Source organism: Streptomyces sp. NPDC028305 (assembly GCF_055569495.1).
Genome location: NZ_JBVHTN010000015.1, coordinates 1 through 13,666 on the forward strand (window position 1 = coordinate 1; position 13,666 = coordinate 13,666).

Below are 13,666 nucleotides of genomic sequence, written 5' to 3' on the forward strand. Positions count from 1 at the left end.
GCTCGGTCACGGGGGAAGCCTTCGGACATCGCCAGAAGGAGTCCGTCGGCGGAGACCACCACCGTGTGCGACACCCCGGGGGTGTTGTCCACGAAGTTCGTGATCAACCAGTTCAGATTCTGCGCCGCCTGGCTCATCGGGCTCAACTAACGCTCCTGCTGGTAAGTCGGGCCTACGCCGCGATCGTGATTGCCGTCCGGACCGGTTCCGGCCTGGCGGCCCTGCTGGATCCCCCGGCGGAGGTTGGTCAGCCTCCCGCGCACGTCATCGGGCGCGCGCGAAACCTGCGGTCCGATCGGACCGGATTGCTGCTGTGGCTGTGCGGCGCCTTCCACGAGATTCGCGCGCGGTACGCGGCGTGGCAAGCCGGACGACGTTATGCCGCCCGCCGCGGGCCCCTCGCGGAGCTGCTCGGCGCGGCGCCAGCGCTCGTCGTTCGGCGACGTACGCCAGTTGGACGCCGGGCTGGTGCCGTTCGCCCCGGGGCCGAAGCCGTTCGCGTTGGTCCCGGCGCCGTTCGCCGTGGTGCCGGCGCCGGATCCGGCGCCGATCCCCTGGCCGTCGCCGCTGTCCCGCCGCGGGGCGGGGGGCACGGCGGACGCGGGGCGGCCGGACTCCGGCGGCTCGGGGGCGAGCCGTTGGCCGCGGCCGAGGGACCCGCCGTCCTGCGAGCGGAACCAGTCCGACTCGATGGTGTCGAAGATCGGCGTCCGGCCGTCGCCGGGCCCCGCGGGCGGGAGCGAGCCGGGCGTCTCGGCGCCCCGGCCGCCCGGCCGCTGCGGCAGCGGGAACTCCCCGGTGCCGGAGTTCTGGTCGCGCCCGACGCCCGGACCGCCCTGGCGGTACGAGCCGGTGTCGGCCCCCGGCCGCGGGGCGCCCAGGTCGGGTCGGGCGAACTGGCCGGTGTCGCCGGGTCCGCGGCCGCCCTGTCCGGCGGGTTCGTTGAACCGGGGCTGGGGGAACTCGCCGGTGTCGCCCGGGCCGCGGCCGCCCTGCCCTGCCGGTTCGTTGAACCGGGGCTGCGGGAACTCTCCCGTGTCGCCCGGGCCGCGGCCGTCCATCCGGCCCGGCATGGCGTATTCGCCGGTGTCGCCGGGGCGGCGGCCGCCCTGCCCTGCGGGCTCGTTGAACCGGGGCTGGGGGAACTCTCCCGTGTCGCCCGGGCCCCGACCGAGGTCGGGTCGGGCGAACTGGCCGGTGTCGCCGGGTCCGCGGCCGCCCTGTCCTGCGGGCTCGTTGAACCGGGGCTGGGGGAACTCTCCCGTGTCGCCCGGGCCGCGGCCGCCCTGTCCTGCCGGCTGGCCGAACCGGGGCTGCGGGAACTCGCCCGTGTCACCCGGGGCGCGCCGCGGCTCGAACATGCTCGGGCTCTCGCCCAGCTGGGGCCGGGCGAACGGGCCGGTGGTGTCGTTCTCCTCGTGCCCGCGCGGCGCGTCCATCGCCTCGCGCGTGGTGGGCCAGTCGTCCTCGCCCGACCGGCGAGCGCCCCAGCTGGTGCCGGGCTGCTGCGGGCCGGGGAGTTCGGGCGCCGCGCCACGCGAGGGCAGCTGCGGACGGCCGCCCTGGTCGCCGGGGGAGTCCGCGCGCATCGGGGCGCCGGTCGGCGGGGCCACGGTCGGGCCTTCGCCGCGTCCGCCGCCGAACCCGTCCGGGCGCGCGTCGCCGCGCTGGGGGAGCGGGGGACGGCCGGCGAAGTCGCCGGGCGGGCCCGCCGGGGCGTTCCGCTGGGCCGGGGGCCGGTTGCCGCCCTCGAAGAGGTTCTGGCCGGAGGGGGCGCCGCCCGAGGGGGGCGCGCCCGCGCCCGCGCCGACGGGGCGGGTGGGCAGCCCACCGCCCCCGCTGCCGGGCAGCGCGGCCCGCGAGCCGGAGCCGGGAACCTGCCGCCGCGACGGCAGGGAGCCCAGCATTCCGGCCGAGCCGCCGCCAGGGACGCCGGGACCACCGGGACCACCAGGACCGCCGGGACCACCGGGGCCGCCCGGGCCACCCTGGCCCGCGTTGCCCGGCGCCGGAGCGCCCGGCTTGCGGCCGCCCTGGGCGACGTCCACCGGCAGCATGACCAGCGCCGTGGTGCCGCCCGAGTCGGACGGCCGCAGCTGGATCCGGATCCCGTGGCGCAGCGACAGCCGGCCGACCACGAACAGGCCCATGCGCCGGGAGACCGACACATCGACCGTGGGCGGGCTGGCCAGCCGCTCGTTGATCGCCGCCAGATCCTCGGGCGAGAGCCCGATGCCGGTGTCGTGGATCTCGACCAGCACCCGGCCGTCGGGCAGCGCGTGACCGGTGACCTTGACCTTGGTCTGCGGCGAGGAGAACGAGGTCGCGTTCTCCAGCAGCTCGGCGAGCAGGTGGACCAGGTCGTTGACGACCCGGCCGGCCACCTCGTTCATGGGGACGGAGCTGAGCTCGATGCGCTCGTACTGCTCCACCTCGGACGCCGCCGCGCGCAACACGTCGACCAGCGGAACCGGCCGGGTCCACCGGCGGCCGGGCTCCTCGCCCGCGAGGACCAGCAGGTTCTCGCCGTTACGGCGCATACGGGTCGCGAGGTGGTCGAGCTTGAAGAGCGAGGACAGCTGGTCCGGGTCGGCCTCGCGGCTCTCCAGCTCGGAGATGAGCGAGAGCTGGCGCTGGATGAGGCCCTGGCTGCGGCGCGAGAGGTTGGTGAACATCGCGTTGACGTTGCCCCGCAGCAGCGCCTGCTCGGCGGCCAGCCGGACGGCCTCGCGGTGCACGTCGTCGAAGGCCGCGGCCACCTTGCCGATCTCGTCCCGGCTGTGCACACCGACCGACTCGACGGAGGTGTCCACGTCCTGCGGGTCGGACTCGGACAGCTGCTTGACCAGCTCCGGCAGCCGCTTCTGGGCGACGTCCTGGGCGGTGTCCTGGAGCCGGCGCAGCGAGCGGACCATGGACCGGGCGACGACGAACGCGCCGACCAGCGTGACGCCGAGGACGAGCAGGATCAGGGCGCCGTTGAGGATCGCGTCCTGCTGGGCTTCCGCGCGTAGATCGCGGGCCTTCTGCTTCATCTCACCGAGCAGCGTCTGCTCGATCCGGGCCATCTCATCGATCTTGATGGAGTCCTGGTCGTACCAGTCGATGGCGGTGCGCTTCTCGGCCTGGAGCCCGTTGGGGTCGCGCACCGCGCGGTCGGCGTACAGCGTCGCCGCCTTGATGTCCGCGCGGCTGTCCAGCGGCTCCAGCAGGTCCTCGGAGTTGCCTTCGCGGATCTGGTTGAACCGCCGAAGCGCCTCCTCCTCCTTGTCCACCGCGGTTCTGGCGAAGCGGCGGTCGTTGGCGGAGAACTCGGCGCCCTTGGGGTCGGCCAGCGCGGCGCTGATGAGCGCGCGCTGGATCGAGGCGTACTCCTTGGCGGAGGAGAAGGTGGCCAGCGCACGGGTACTGTTGATCATGTCGCTGTTGCTGGTGGCCTGGGCCATGTCCTGGGACAGCAGCAGCAGTGAGTCGATCAGTTCGTTGTAGTCCTGGGCGGTCAGCGAGTAGTACTGATCGTCCTGGTAGGCGCCGTCGCGGATCTGGCTGATCTTGCCGAGCTGCTTGCTGATGTCCACGAGCGTGGACTGCACGCCGGCCAGCGCCTTGTCGCCCGGATCGAGGTCCTGGGTGGCCCGGTTGAACGCCGCCACCTCGCGGTCGGTCTTCTCGCGGGTGGCGACGATGCGGTCGTCCTTGGCGCTGGCCTTGCCGGCCAGCGGCGCGGCCGACTTGTCGCGCTCCTCCTGGAGCGCGCTCGCCAGCTGGGTCGCCTGCTGCGTCATCTCGGTGAGCAGCTTCATCCGGTCGAGCTGCTCGATGTTGTCCAGCGAGCTGTTGATACGCAGCGCGCCGAGGGTGGTCGCGGCGACCACGGGCAGCGCCAGCAGCGAGACCAGCCGGGTACTGATGCGCCAGTTGCGCAGGGCGAGCCGGGTGCCCGGTCCGCTGGGGGCCTTCGGCTTGGGTTGGTCTGTCGGCGCGGCCCCGGCTGAGACGCCGGTCTGCGCACCGGAATCCGGGCTCTGGTGGTCGGCCGGGGCTCGTCCGGTGACTTGGGCGCGCTGGGGCGAGGAGCCGCGGTCGGTCCCTCCGCGCGGCTCCGGGTCCGCCGAAGCTTCCCCTCGGCCCTGGTGGGCTGGGGGAGACCCCTTACCTTCCCTCTTGAAACGTCCCTGCACTAGTGTCGCAACCTCTGGACCAGGCGCTTCACCGGCGGTGCGGTGAAACGGTGTCGAGTCACGGGGGACGGTCAGGCCCCCCTGGCGGTCGTGAGTGACCGGCGCGCTTCCTTCCGTTCGAGAAGAGGAGCCACCGCCGCTCGGCGTCTCCCTCTCCTTGTGCCCCCTGCGCGCCGGCTGTGTCCGCGGCGGTCCCGGGAATTCCAGCACAGTGCCGGATGCTGCAACAAGGGCAAGCGAAAATGCTGTGACGGGTGTGACGCTCAGTACGGGATTTATTACCGGATGTAGAAAGCCATCTTGTCGATAACGGACTTTTTTCTGCGAGTTGCCCGCAAAGTGCTCGTGTCCGGGTGGCGATGATCAAGATCGGAACGTCGCATTCCGGGTGGCAATGTCCGTTTCGGGGAGTTGTGGGGGGTGTCGTCAATGCGGCATTTGCCCGGTGGCTGGTGAGGAAACTCACAGACCGATCGTGACTTCTTTCCCGGATCGGTGGGCAAAGGGGCCTCTAGCCTGACGCTTTACACAGCCGGTCAAAACGACAACAACACGAGGCATGACTCACGTGAAGACGACGATGATGGTCCGCACCATAGCCAACCCGCGGCGCACCACCCTGGCGCATCTGAAGGACGCCGGCGAGCTGAAGTCCGCGGCCGAGGAGCGGCCGGAGCACTCCGTCGACCTCCCGACGCAGACCGCGAACCCCAAGCGCACCATCCTGAACGAGGCCCCCAACAGCTGAGCCTGTCGCCCGCCCCGGGGGAAATGGGCGGGGATGCGCGGGACACGGAGCGATAGCCTGGAGCGTCAGTCTCCAGCCAGTCCAGTGAAGAGGCAGCAGCTTCCCGTGCGCATCGCCAGGTTCTCCATCGACGGCAGCGTCGCCTTCGGCGTGGTCGAGGACGGACCGTCCGCCCAGGACGGTCCCGTGATCGACATCATCAAGGGCCACCCCTTCGCCGAATTCGAGCGCTCGGGCCGGACGGTCCCGCTGAGCGAGGTCCGGCTGCTGCCGCCCGTCCTGCCCAACAAGATCGTGGCGATCGGCCGCAACTACGCCGAGCACGCCGCCGAGCTGGGCAACGAGGTCCCCGACGTCCCGGTCGCCTTCTTCAAGCCGTCCACCTCCGTGATCGGCCCCGGCGACCCCATCGTCTACCCCTCCTTCTCCGAGGACGTGCACCACGAGGCCGAGCTGGCCGTGGTCATCGGCCGGATGTGCAAGGAGGTGCCCCGGGAGCGCGTCAAGGACGTGATCCTCGGCTACACCTGCGCCAACGACGTCACCGCGCGCGATGTCCAGAAGCGCGAGAAGCAGTGGGCGCGGGCCAAGGGCTTCGACACCTCCTGCCCGCTGGGCCCCTGGGTGGAGACCGGCATCGACCCCGCCGACATCGGCGCGGGCCTGGGCATCGGCTGCACCGTGAACGGGGAGCAGCGCCAGCTCGGCCGCACGAGTGAGATGGTGCGTCCGATCGAGGATCTGATCGTGCACATCACCGAGGCGATGACGCTGCTCCCCGGCGACGTCGTCCTCACCGGCACCCCGGCGGGCGTCGGACCGCTCAGCGTCGGCGACGAGGTCGCCGTCACCATCGAAGGCATCGGCACTCTCACCAACAAGGTGATCAAGCGTGGCTAGCGCAACCCCCTCCGCTCCCGTGCGGGTACGTTTCTGTCCCTCGCCGACCGGCAACCCCCATGTCGGCCTGGTCCGTACCGCCCTGTTCAACTGGGCGTTCGCCCGTCACCACGGCGGCACCCTGGTCTTCCGTATCGAGGACACCGACGCCGCCCGCGACTCCGAGGAGTCCTACCAGCAGCTGCTGGACGCGATGCGCTGGCTGGGCCTCGACTGGGACGAGGGCCCCGAGGTCGGCGGCCCGCACGCCCCGTACCGCCAGTCGCAGCGCATGGACCGCTATCGCGAGGTGGCGGACCAACTGCTGGAGAGTGGTCACGCCTACCGCTGCTACTGCACCGCCGAGGAGCTGGAGGAGCGCCGCGAGGCGGCCCGAGCGGCCGGTCGGCCCTCCGGCTACGACGGCAAGTGCCGCACCGTGACCGCCGAGCAGCGCGCCGCGTACGAGGCCGAGGGGCGCTCGTCCATCGTGCGCTTCCGGATGCCGGACGAGCCGATCACCTTCACCGACCTGGTGCGCGGCGAGCTCACCTTCACGCCGGAGAACGTGACGGACTACGGCATCGTGCGGGCCAACGGCGCCCCCCTCTATACGCTCGTCAACCCGGTGGACGACGCGCTGATGGAGATCACGCATGTGCTGCGCGGCGAGGACCTGCTGTCCTCCACCCCGCGCCAGATCGCGCTCTACCGCGCCCTCGCCGAGATCGGCGTCGGAAGCGGCACCGTGCCCGCCTTCGGTCATCTGCCGTATGTGATGGGCGAGGGCAACAAGAAGCTCTCCAAGCGCGACCCGCAGGCCTCGCTGAACCTCTACCGGGAGCGCGGCTTCCTCCCCGAGGGTCTGCTCAACTACCTCTCCCTGCTGGGCTGGTCGCTGGCGCCCGACCGGGATGTCTTCCCGCTGGACGAGATGGTCGCCGCGTTCGACATCGCGGATGTGAACGCCAACCCGGCGCGGTTCGACCTCAAGAAGGCCGAGGCGATCAACGCCGACCACATCCGGCGGCTGGATGTGAAGGCGTTCATCGAGGCCTGCGAGCCCTGGCTGAAGGCGCCGCACGCGCCCTGGGCCCCGGAGGCCTTCGACGCGGAGGCCTTCGAGACGCTGGCCCCGCTGGCCCAGACCCGGCTGACGGTGCTGTCCGACATCACCGCGAACGTGGACTTCCTCTTCCTCGACGAGCCGGTGGCGGACGAGGCGTCCTGGACGAAGGCGATGAAGCCGGGCGCCGACGCGCTGCTCGCCTCGGTCCGCACCCGACTCGCCGAGGCCGACTGGAACGCCGAGACCCTGAAGGCGGCGGTCCTGGCGGCCGGCGAGGAGCACGGCCTCAAGCTGGGCAAGGCCCAGGCGCCGGTGCGAGTCGCCGTCACCGGCCGCACGGTCGGCCTGCCGCTGTTCGAGTCGCTGGAGGTCCTGGGCCGCGAGCGCACCCTGGCCCGTGTCGACGCCGCGCTGGCGAAGCTGACGGCGTAGGGCGGCAGCTCACGCGCGTACGAGGGCGGTCACCGGGCTCCGGTGGTCGCCTTCGGCGTCCGCGACGCGTCGATACTCGTTTTGGTGGCCCGTCCACCATCGGGTAATGTTCTTCCTGCGCCGCCCGGGCGGGCCGAGAGGCCGGACCGGGGCGCAAAACCAGACAACACCCCTCAAAGGGTGGAGTTTTGGTGGGGTATGGTGTAATTGGCAGCACGAGTGATTCTGGTTCACTTAGTCTAGGTTCGAGTCCTGGTACCCCAGCAAGGGATCTTTTCGGTACTTCCGTAAGTCTCTTGATCAGCAGGACCAAGCCCCCGTTGTGTAGCGGCCTAGCACGCTGCCCTCTCAAGGCAGTAGCGCCGGTTCGAATCCGGTCGGGGGTACGGATCTCTTCTTTACGGAGACGGAGATCGCTAGGGCCCCCGTTGTGTAGCGGCCTAGCACGCCGCCCTCTCAAGGCGGTAGCGCCGGTTCGAATCCGGTCGGGGGTACTGGTCTATACCATGGGCTATGGTGTAATTGGCAGCACGAGTGATTCTGGTTCATTTAGTCTAGGTTCGAGTCCTGGTAGCCCAGCGCAGTACTCAAGCCCCCGTTGTGTAGCGGCCTAGCACGCCGCCCTCTCAAGGCGGTAGCGCCGGTTCGAATCCGGTCGGGGGTACTTTATTGCGAAAGCCCTGCGTGTTTTTCACGGAGGGCTTTTTCGTGTCAGGAATCGGTGAAACGGCGGCCGGATTCCTCGGTTTCCGCGAGTCGCCGCAGGGCCAGCAGTACGGGTTCGTACAGCACCGTCAGCGCGACGACCGCCTCGATCCGCTCCGTGGGGGAGCCGCCGTACTTCTCGACCAGATCCAGGTCCGCGACGGCCAGTTCGGCGGCCAGGCGGGCATGCAGCAGCAGATGGTCGGTCTCGTGCGGATAGCCGAGACGGGCCAGCGAGGCGATGGCCGCCACCAGCATCCCGTACGCGGGAGAGGTGTCGCCGAGCTCCTGGCCGTACGTCCAGCCGAGCCGCTCCAGCAGGGTGTCGACCTGGTGCCGGGCGTCCGCCGTCTCGGGGTCGTCCTCGGCCGGCTCCGGGCCGTGCGGCAGCGCCCAGACCGCGGCACCCATGCGGGTGTTCTGGGGCAGTGACTCGTCCTCCGCGGTCTCCAGTACCTCCCGGGCCGTTGCCACCGGCACCCGGCCCACCTGGATCAGCGCCCGCACCAGCCGCAGTCTGCGCAGATGCTCCTCGCCGTACTCGGCCTGGGTGGCGCTGACGCGCTCGCCGGGCGGCAGCAGCCGCTCGCGCAGGTAGTACTTGATCGTCGCGGTGGGCACCCCGCTGCGCTGGCTCAGCTCCTTGAGACGCATCCACTTGCCTTCCTGGTTGGAGAGTGACACTATCCAATCATTGGATAGTGCCGCTATCCGAGATTACCGCGTTGTGAGGGATGAGGGGATCGCCATGGGTGCCAAGCCGATAGCCGGGCGCATGACCGCCGACGCCGAGGGCGGGGTGACCGTCTTCATGATCGGCATGCGGATCAACCGCTTCCGGGCGCTGCGCAGCTGGTGGCCGGTGTTCCGGGCGATGCCGCGGATGCTGCGCGAGCTGTCGCGGGACAAGGACAGCGGCATGCTGGGGTACCAGCTGCTGTTCGGCCCGCCGCGGCTGATCTACGTCGTCCAGTACTGGGAGTCGCACGAGAAGCTGCTGGCGTACGCGGCTGACCAGGGCAAGGCGCACCGGCCGGCCTGGGCGGCGTTCAACCGGCGGATGCGGGAGGGCCGGGGCAAGGTCGGCTTCTGGCACGAGACCTTCGTCGTCCCGGCCGGTGCGCACGAGGCCGTCTACATCAACATGCCGGAGTTCGGCCTGGCCAAGGCCACCGGCGTCATCCCGGTCGGCCGCCGCGGTGACCGCGCGGCCGACCGGCTCGCTCTTTGAAGGGCTCGGTTCTCCCCCGGCTGCCACCGGGCTGAGCGCCCGGCCGGGGGTCAGGCGCCCCGGCGGAGGGCGTCCGTCAGGCGCGCGGCCGCGTCGATGACCGCCTGGGCGTGCATCCGGCCCGGGTGCCGGGTCAGTCGCTCGATCGGCCCGGACACCGAGACCGCCGCGACCACGCGGTTGGACGGGCCTCGTACGGGCGCGGACACCGAGGCCACGCCGGGCTCCCGCTCGCCGATCGACTGGGCCCAGCCGCGCCGCCGTACGCCCGACAGCGCGGTCGCCGTGAAACGGGCCCCCTGGAGCCCGCGGTGCAGCCGCTCCGGCTCCTCCCAGGCCATCAGGATCTGGGCAGCGGAGCCGGCCTTCATGGGCAGCGTCGAGCCCACCGGCACGGTGTCCCGCAGTCCGGACAGCCGCTCCGCCGCCGCCACGCAGATGCGCATGTCGCCCTGGCGCCGATACAGCTGCGCGCTCTCCCCGGTCACGTCCCGCAGATGCGTGAGGACCGGGCCCGCCGTGGCGAGCAGGCGGTCCTCGCCCGCCGACGCGGCCAGCTCGGCCAGCCGCGGGCCGAGGATGAAGCGTCCCTGCATGTCACGCGCCACCATCCGGTGGTGCTCGAGCGCTACCGCGAGCCGGTGCGCCGTGGGGCGCGCGAGACCGGTGGCCCCGACCAGCCCGGCGAGGGTGGCCGGACCGGACTCCAGAGCGCTCAGTACCAGAGCCGCCTTGTCGAGAACGCCGACGCCACTAGAGTTGTCCATGAAACGATATTCGCGTCTCACACTGTGAAACGCAAGTTCAATTTACGAGGCGACGCGCCACTCTGTAATGGCGGGCCCATAGACCAGGGTGCGCAGCCACACGAGCAGGGCCGGCGATGTTGCCGGCCGGAGGGAAAGCGATGGGACGGACACTCGCGGAGAAGGTCTGGGACGACCATGTCGTCCGGCGCGCCGAAGGCGAGCCCGACCTCCTCTTCATCGATCTGCACCTGCTCCACGAGGTGACCAGCCCGCAGGCCTTCGACGGCCTCCGCAAGGCCGGCCGCCAGGTCCGTCGCACCGACCTCACCATCGCGACCGAGGACCACAACACCCCCACCCTGGACATCGACAAGCCGATCGCCGACCCGGTCTCCCGGGTCCAGTTGGAGACGCTGCGCAAGAACTGCGCGGAGTTCGGCGTACGGCTGCACCCGCTCGGCGACGTCGAGCAGGGCGTTGTCCACGTGGTGGGCCCCCAGCTGGGACTGACCCAGCCGGGCACCACCGTGGTCTGCGGTGACAGCCACACCTCCACCCATGGCGCCTTCGGCGCGCTCGCGTTCGGCATCGGCACCAGCCAGGTCGAGCATGTGCTGGCCACCCAGACGCTGCCGCTCGCGCCCTTCAAGACCATGGCGATCACGGTCGAGGGCGAGCTGCCCGAGGAGGTCACGGCCAAGGACCTGATCCTGGCGATCATCGCGAAGATCGGCACCGGCGGCGGCCAGGGCTATGTCCTCGAGTACCGGGGCTCCGCCATCGAGAAGCTCTCGATGGAATCCCGGATGACCGTTTGCAACATGTCCATCGAGGCCGGCGCCCGGGCGGGCATGATCGCCCCGGACGAGACCACCTTCGCGTATCTCCAGGGCCGCGCCCACGCCCCCCAGGGCGCCGACTGGGACGCCGCCGTGGAGTACTGGCGCACGCTGCGCACCGATGACGACGCGGTCTTCGACCGCGAGGTGGTCATCGACGCCGCCGAGCTCGCGCCGTTCGTCACCTGGGGCACCAACCCGGGCCAGGGCGCGCCGCTGTCGGCCCGCGTCCCCGACCCCGCCTCCTACGAGGACGCCAGCGAGAAGCTGGCCGCCGAGAAGGCCCTGGAGTACATGGGTCTGACGGCTGGTCAGGCGCTGCGGGACATCAAGGTCGACACCGTCTTCGTCGGCTCCTGCACCAACGGCCGTATCGAGGACCTGCGCTCCGCCGCCTCCGTCCTGTCCGGCCGTGCCGTGGCCGACGGGGTGCGGATGCTGGTCGTCCCCGGCTCCGTGCGGGTCGCCCTCCAGGCCGTGGAGGAGGGGCTTGACAAGGTGTTCACCGCGGCCGGCGCCGAGTGGCGGCACGCGGGCTGCTCGATGTGTCTGGGCATGAACCCCGACCAGCTGGCGCCCGGCGAGCGGTCGGCGTCCACCTCCAACCGCAACTTCGAGGGCCGGCAGGGCAAGGGCGGCCGCACCCACCTGGTCTCGCCGCAGGTGGCCGCTGCCACCGCGGTCCTCGGCCATCTGGCCTCGCCCGCCGATCTGTCCGACGCCGACGCAACCGTTCCCGTGGGGGCCTGAGCAGTCATGGAAGCATTCACCACGCACACCGGCCGGGCCGTCCCGCTGCGCCGCAGCAACGTCGACACCGACCAGATCATCCCCGCGCACTGGCTCAAGAAGGTCACCCGCGACGGTTTCGAGGACGGGCTCTTCGAGGCCTGGCGCAAGGACGCGGACTTCGTGCTCAACCGCCCCGAGCGCAAGGGCGCGACCGTGCTGGTCGCCGGCCCCGACTTCGGCACCGGCTCCTCGCGTGAGCACGCGGTGTGGGCGCTTCAGAACTACGGCTTCAAGGCCGTCATCTCCTCGCGCTTCGCCGACATCTTCCGTGGCAACTCCCTCAAGAACGGCCTCCTGACGGTGGTGCTGCCGCAGGAGACCGTGGACCGGCTGTGGAAGCTGGTCGAGGCCGACCCGTCGGCCGAGGTCGCCGTGGACCTGGTCGACCGCCAGGTTCGAGCCGAGGGAATCACGGCTGATTTTGAGCTTGACGAGAACGCCCGATGGCGACTCCTGGAGGGGCTGGACGACATCAGTCTCACCCTCCGGCAGGAGGCCGAGATCGCCGCGTACGAGGCCCGGCGGCCGACCTTCAAGCCGAGCACGGTTGAGGTCTGAGCCCCCTGGGTCTTCCCTGGACAGAGCATGTTTGACACGATGCGTCGCCGGTCCCCGGACCGGCGGCGCATCGGCATGTTGAGGCCCCCTGAAGCGACAACTCGCCTCAGATGGCACAATCAGTGCATGGAACGCGACGGCCAACTCGAGCTCTACGGGCTTGTCGCGGACCGGCTCAAGGAAGCGCACACAAGGGTGCGCTCACTGCAAGTCCCGGAGGGCGTACGGATGGCGCTGTCCCGGAAGCTGCTGGTCATCACGGCGGCGGCGAAACACGATCTCGCGGACGCAGCGCGGCGTCTCGAGCGGTTGATGAACGACCTCGACGAGGGACGTTTCCCCCAAGATCCCGACTCCGACGGACATCCATGACATCCGAGTGCGTTGCGGCACAAGGGTGATAAGCCCGTTTCGTGTTTGATTTGCGGTATATATCTGCCTAACGTGCGAAAAAGCTTGAACACATTCGTTCTGGCAATGTCTCCGAAGGGGAAGACGTGAACAAGGCGCAGCTCGTAGAAGCGATTGCCGACAAGCTCGGCGGCCGTCAGCAGGCGGCGGAGGCGGTTGACGCGGTACTGGACGCGATGGTCCGTGCGGTCGTCTCCGGGGAGCGAGTTTCGGTCACCGGATTCGGCTCGTTCGAGAAGGTCGAGCGTCCGGCTCGTTACGCCCGCAACCCGCAGACCGGGGAGCGCGTCCGGGTCAAGAAGACCTCGGTGCCCCGCTTCCGCGCGGGCCAGGGGTTCAAGGACCTGGTGAGCGGCTCGAAGAAGCTCCCGCGGGGCGGCGAGGTGGCCGTGAAGAAGGCCCCCAAGGGCAGCCTCCAGGTCGCGGCGAAGAAGGCGGCGGCCAAGAAGGCCGCGGCGAAGAAGGCCGCGCCCGCCGCGAAGAAGGTCGCCGCCAAGAAGGCCCCCGCGAAGGCGGCGGCGGCGAAGAAGGCGCCGGCGAAGGCCGCGGCGAAGAAGACCACGGTCAAGAAGGCGGCCGCCACGGCGAAGAAGGCGGCGGCGAAGAAGGCCCCGGCGCGCAAGACCACCGCGCGCAAGACCACGGCCAAGAAGGCCACCACCGCCCGGAAGCGCTGATCCGCGGGTCAGCGGCACGCAGGGCGGCGTCACGCGCCGGGCCGGGCTCCCAGGAGGAGCCCGGCCCGCGGTGTGTTCGGGAGGCTGGAGCGTCAGAAGGTGTGCAGGGTCACCAGGACGACGCGGCGCGCCTCGCTCTCGCCCTCCACCTCGATCCGCACCCGCTGCCCGGGGCGCAGCAGCCGCAGCCCTCCGGCGTCGAAGGCCGCCGCGTCGAAGGGCAACGGGGTCCCGTCGTCCAGCAGCACGCTGCCGGAGCGGGTCTCGGAGTCGTATGTGTACGCGGTCGCCTGCATACAACCAGCGTAGCGGCGGGGTTTTCCGGGCAGATCAAGCCCGTCCGGCGATTGAGGACCGGGGTCCGGGGCGGAGCCCCGGTTGTGGGCAGCCGCGCC

General features: G+C 70.7%; 13 protein-coding genes and 5 tRNA genes. 13 read left to right on the plus strand and 5 right to left on the minus strand.

Annotation, left to right across the window (positions count from 1 at the left end; genetic code table 11):
- Both ACZ4WQ_RS45195 and ACZ4WQ_RS45200 read right to left on the minus strand, forming a co-directional pair.
- Window positions 1–137 (minus strand): roadblock/LC7 domain-containing protein (locus tag ACZ4WQ_RS45195; protein WP_210606506.1); only part of this gene is annotated, 137 nt, incomplete at its 3' end.
- Between the two features lie 9 nt (window positions 138–146).
- Window positions 147–4,181 carry a sensor histidine kinase gene (locus tag ACZ4WQ_RS45200; protein WP_398377047.1) on the minus strand — a complete coding sequence of 1,345 codons (4,035 nt, stop codon included), beginning with the start codon at window positions 4,179–4,181 and terminating at the stop codon, window positions 147–149.
- A 568-nt stretch (window positions 4,182–4,749) separates the two neighbouring features.
- On the opposite strand from ACZ4WQ_RS45200, the gene ACZ4WQ_RS45205 reads away from it, so the two are divergent.
- From ACZ4WQ_RS45205 to ACZ4WQ_RS45240, 8 genes are all read left to right on the plus strand, one after another.
- On the plus strand, window positions 4,750–4,929 hold the full coding sequence (locus ACZ4WQ_RS45205; RefSeq protein ID WP_398377052.1) for a hypothetical protein: 180 nt from the start codon (window positions 4,750–4,752) through the stop codon (window positions 4,927–4,929).
- 105 nt (window positions 4,930–5,034) lie between these two features.
- Window positions 5,035–5,829 carry a fumarylacetoacetate hydrolase family protein gene (locus ACZ4WQ_RS45210; protein WP_311727838.1) on the plus strand — a complete coding sequence of 265 codons (795 nt, stop codon included), beginning with the start codon at window positions 5,035–5,037 and terminating at the stop codon, window positions 5,827–5,829.
- Window positions 5,822–7,309 carry a glutamate--tRNA ligase gene (gltX, locus tag ACZ4WQ_RS45215; RefSeq protein ID WP_358847597.1) on the plus strand — a complete coding sequence of 496 codons (1,488 nt, stop codon included), beginning with the start codon at window positions 5,822–5,824 and terminating at the stop codon, window positions 7,307–7,309. Before ACZ4WQ_RS45210 ends, gltX begins: the two co-directional genes overlap by 8 nt.
- A gap of 192 nt (window positions 7,310–7,501) precedes the next feature.
- A tRNA-Gln gene (locus tag ACZ4WQ_RS45220) sits at window positions 7,502–7,573 on the plus strand.
- A gap of 49 nt (window positions 7,574–7,622) precedes the next feature.
- A tRNA-Glu gene (locus ACZ4WQ_RS45225) sits at window positions 7,623–7,695 on the plus strand.
- Between the two features lie 35 nt (window positions 7,696–7,730).
- A tRNA-Glu gene (locus tag ACZ4WQ_RS45230) sits at window positions 7,731–7,803 on the plus strand.
- Between the two features lie 13 nt (window positions 7,804–7,816).
- A tRNA-Gln gene (locus ACZ4WQ_RS45235) sits at window positions 7,817–7,888 on the plus strand.
- A gap of 12 nt (window positions 7,889–7,900) precedes the next feature.
- A tRNA-Glu gene (locus tag ACZ4WQ_RS45240) sits at window positions 7,901–7,973 on the plus strand.
- A gap of 47 nt (window positions 7,974–8,020) precedes the next feature.
- Here the strand turns inward: ACZ4WQ_RS45240 and ACZ4WQ_RS45245 are convergent.
- A complete protein-coding gene (locus ACZ4WQ_RS45245; RefSeq protein ID WP_398377051.1) occupies window positions 8,021–8,668 on the minus strand; it encodes a MerR family transcriptional regulator in 648 nt (215 codons plus the stop codon).
- Between the two features lie 94 nt (window positions 8,669–8,762).
- Between ACZ4WQ_RS45245 and ACZ4WQ_RS45250 the strand changes: the two genes are divergently transcribed.
- On the plus strand, window positions 8,763–9,245 hold the full coding sequence (locus tag ACZ4WQ_RS45250; RefSeq protein WP_398377046.1) for a DUF4188 domain-containing protein: 483 nt from the start codon (window positions 8,763–8,765) through the stop codon (window positions 9,243–9,245).
- Between the two features lie 50 nt (window positions 9,246–9,295).
- On the opposite strand, the gene ndgR is transcribed toward ACZ4WQ_RS45250, so the two are convergent.
- A complete protein-coding gene (gene ndgR / locus ACZ4WQ_RS45255; protein WP_089510951.1) occupies window positions 9,296–10,012 on the minus strand; it encodes an IclR family transcriptional regulator NdgR in 717 nt (238 codons plus the stop codon).
- Window positions 10,013–10,152: 140 nt separating this feature from the next.
- Here ndgR and leuC point away from each other — a divergent pair, with 140 nt between their 5' ends.
- The 4 genes from leuC (at window position 10,153) to ACZ4WQ_RS45275 (ending at window position 13,271) form a co-directional block, all read left to right on the plus strand.
- A complete protein-coding gene (gene leuC / locus ACZ4WQ_RS45260; RefSeq protein ID WP_311727834.1) occupies window positions 10,153–11,583 on the plus strand; it encodes a 3-isopropylmalate dehydratase large subunit in 1,431 nt (476 codons plus the stop codon).
- 6 nt (window positions 11,584–11,589) lie between these two features.
- Window positions 11,590–12,183, plus strand: a complete 594-nt coding sequence (gene leuD / locus ACZ4WQ_RS45265) for a 3-isopropylmalate dehydratase small subunit (RefSeq protein WP_398377045.1) — start codon at window positions 11,590–11,592, stop codon at window positions 12,181–12,183.
- Between the two features lie 126 nt (window positions 12,184–12,309).
- Window positions 12,310–12,555: an SCO5555 family protein gene (locus ACZ4WQ_RS45270; RefSeq protein WP_311727832.1), complete on the plus strand. Its 246-nt coding sequence runs from the start codon at window positions 12,310–12,312 to the stop codon at window positions 12,553–12,555.
- 125 nt (window positions 12,556–12,680) lie between these two features.
- Window positions 12,681–13,271 (plus strand): HU family DNA-binding protein, encoded by a 591-nt coding sequence (locus tag ACZ4WQ_RS45275; protein ID WP_311727831.1) that lies wholly within the window; start codon window positions 12,681–12,683, stop codon window positions 13,269–13,271.
- A 92-nt stretch (window positions 13,272–13,363) separates the two neighbouring features.
- Here ACZ4WQ_RS45275 and ACZ4WQ_RS45280 read toward each other — a convergent pair whose 3' ends face one another.
- Window positions 13,364–13,567, minus strand: a complete 204-nt coding sequence (locus ACZ4WQ_RS45280; RefSeq protein ID WP_311727830.1) for a hypothetical protein — start codon at window positions 13,565–13,567, stop codon at window positions 13,364–13,366.
- Window positions 13,568–13,666 lie beyond the last annotated feature (99 nt).

What these genes read in the sequence shown, in the direction of transcription:
- ACZ4WQ_RS45245 (WP_398377051.1), bottom strand. Translation starts at nt 8,668, where the DNA reads ATGCGTCTCAAGGAGCTGAGCCAGCGCAGCGGGGTGCCCACCGCGACG.
- ACZ4WQ_RS45250 (WP_398377046.1), top strand. Translation starts at nt 8,763, where the DNA reads ATGGGTGCCAAGCCGATAGCCGGGCGCATGACCGCCGACGCCGAGGGC.
- ndgR (WP_089510951.1), bottom strand. Translation starts at nt 10,012, where the DNA reads ATGGACAACTCTAGTGGCGTCGGCGTTCTCGACAAGGCGGCTCTGGTA.
- leuC (WP_311727834.1), top strand. Translation starts at nt 10,153, where the DNA reads ATGGGACGGACACTCGCGGAGAAGGTCTGGGACGACCATGTCGTCCGG.
- leuD (WP_398377045.1), top strand. Translation starts at nt 11,590, where the DNA reads ATGGAAGCATTCACCACGCACACCGGCCGGGCCGTCCCGCTGCGCCGC.
- ACZ4WQ_RS45270 (WP_311727832.1), top strand. Translation starts at nt 12,310, where the DNA reads ATGGAACGCGACGGCCAACTCGAGCTCTACGGGCTTGTCGCGGACCGG.
- ACZ4WQ_RS45280 (WP_311727830.1), bottom strand. Translation starts at nt 13,567, where the DNA reads ATGCAGGCGACCGCGTACACATACGACTCCGAGACCCGCTCCGGCAGC.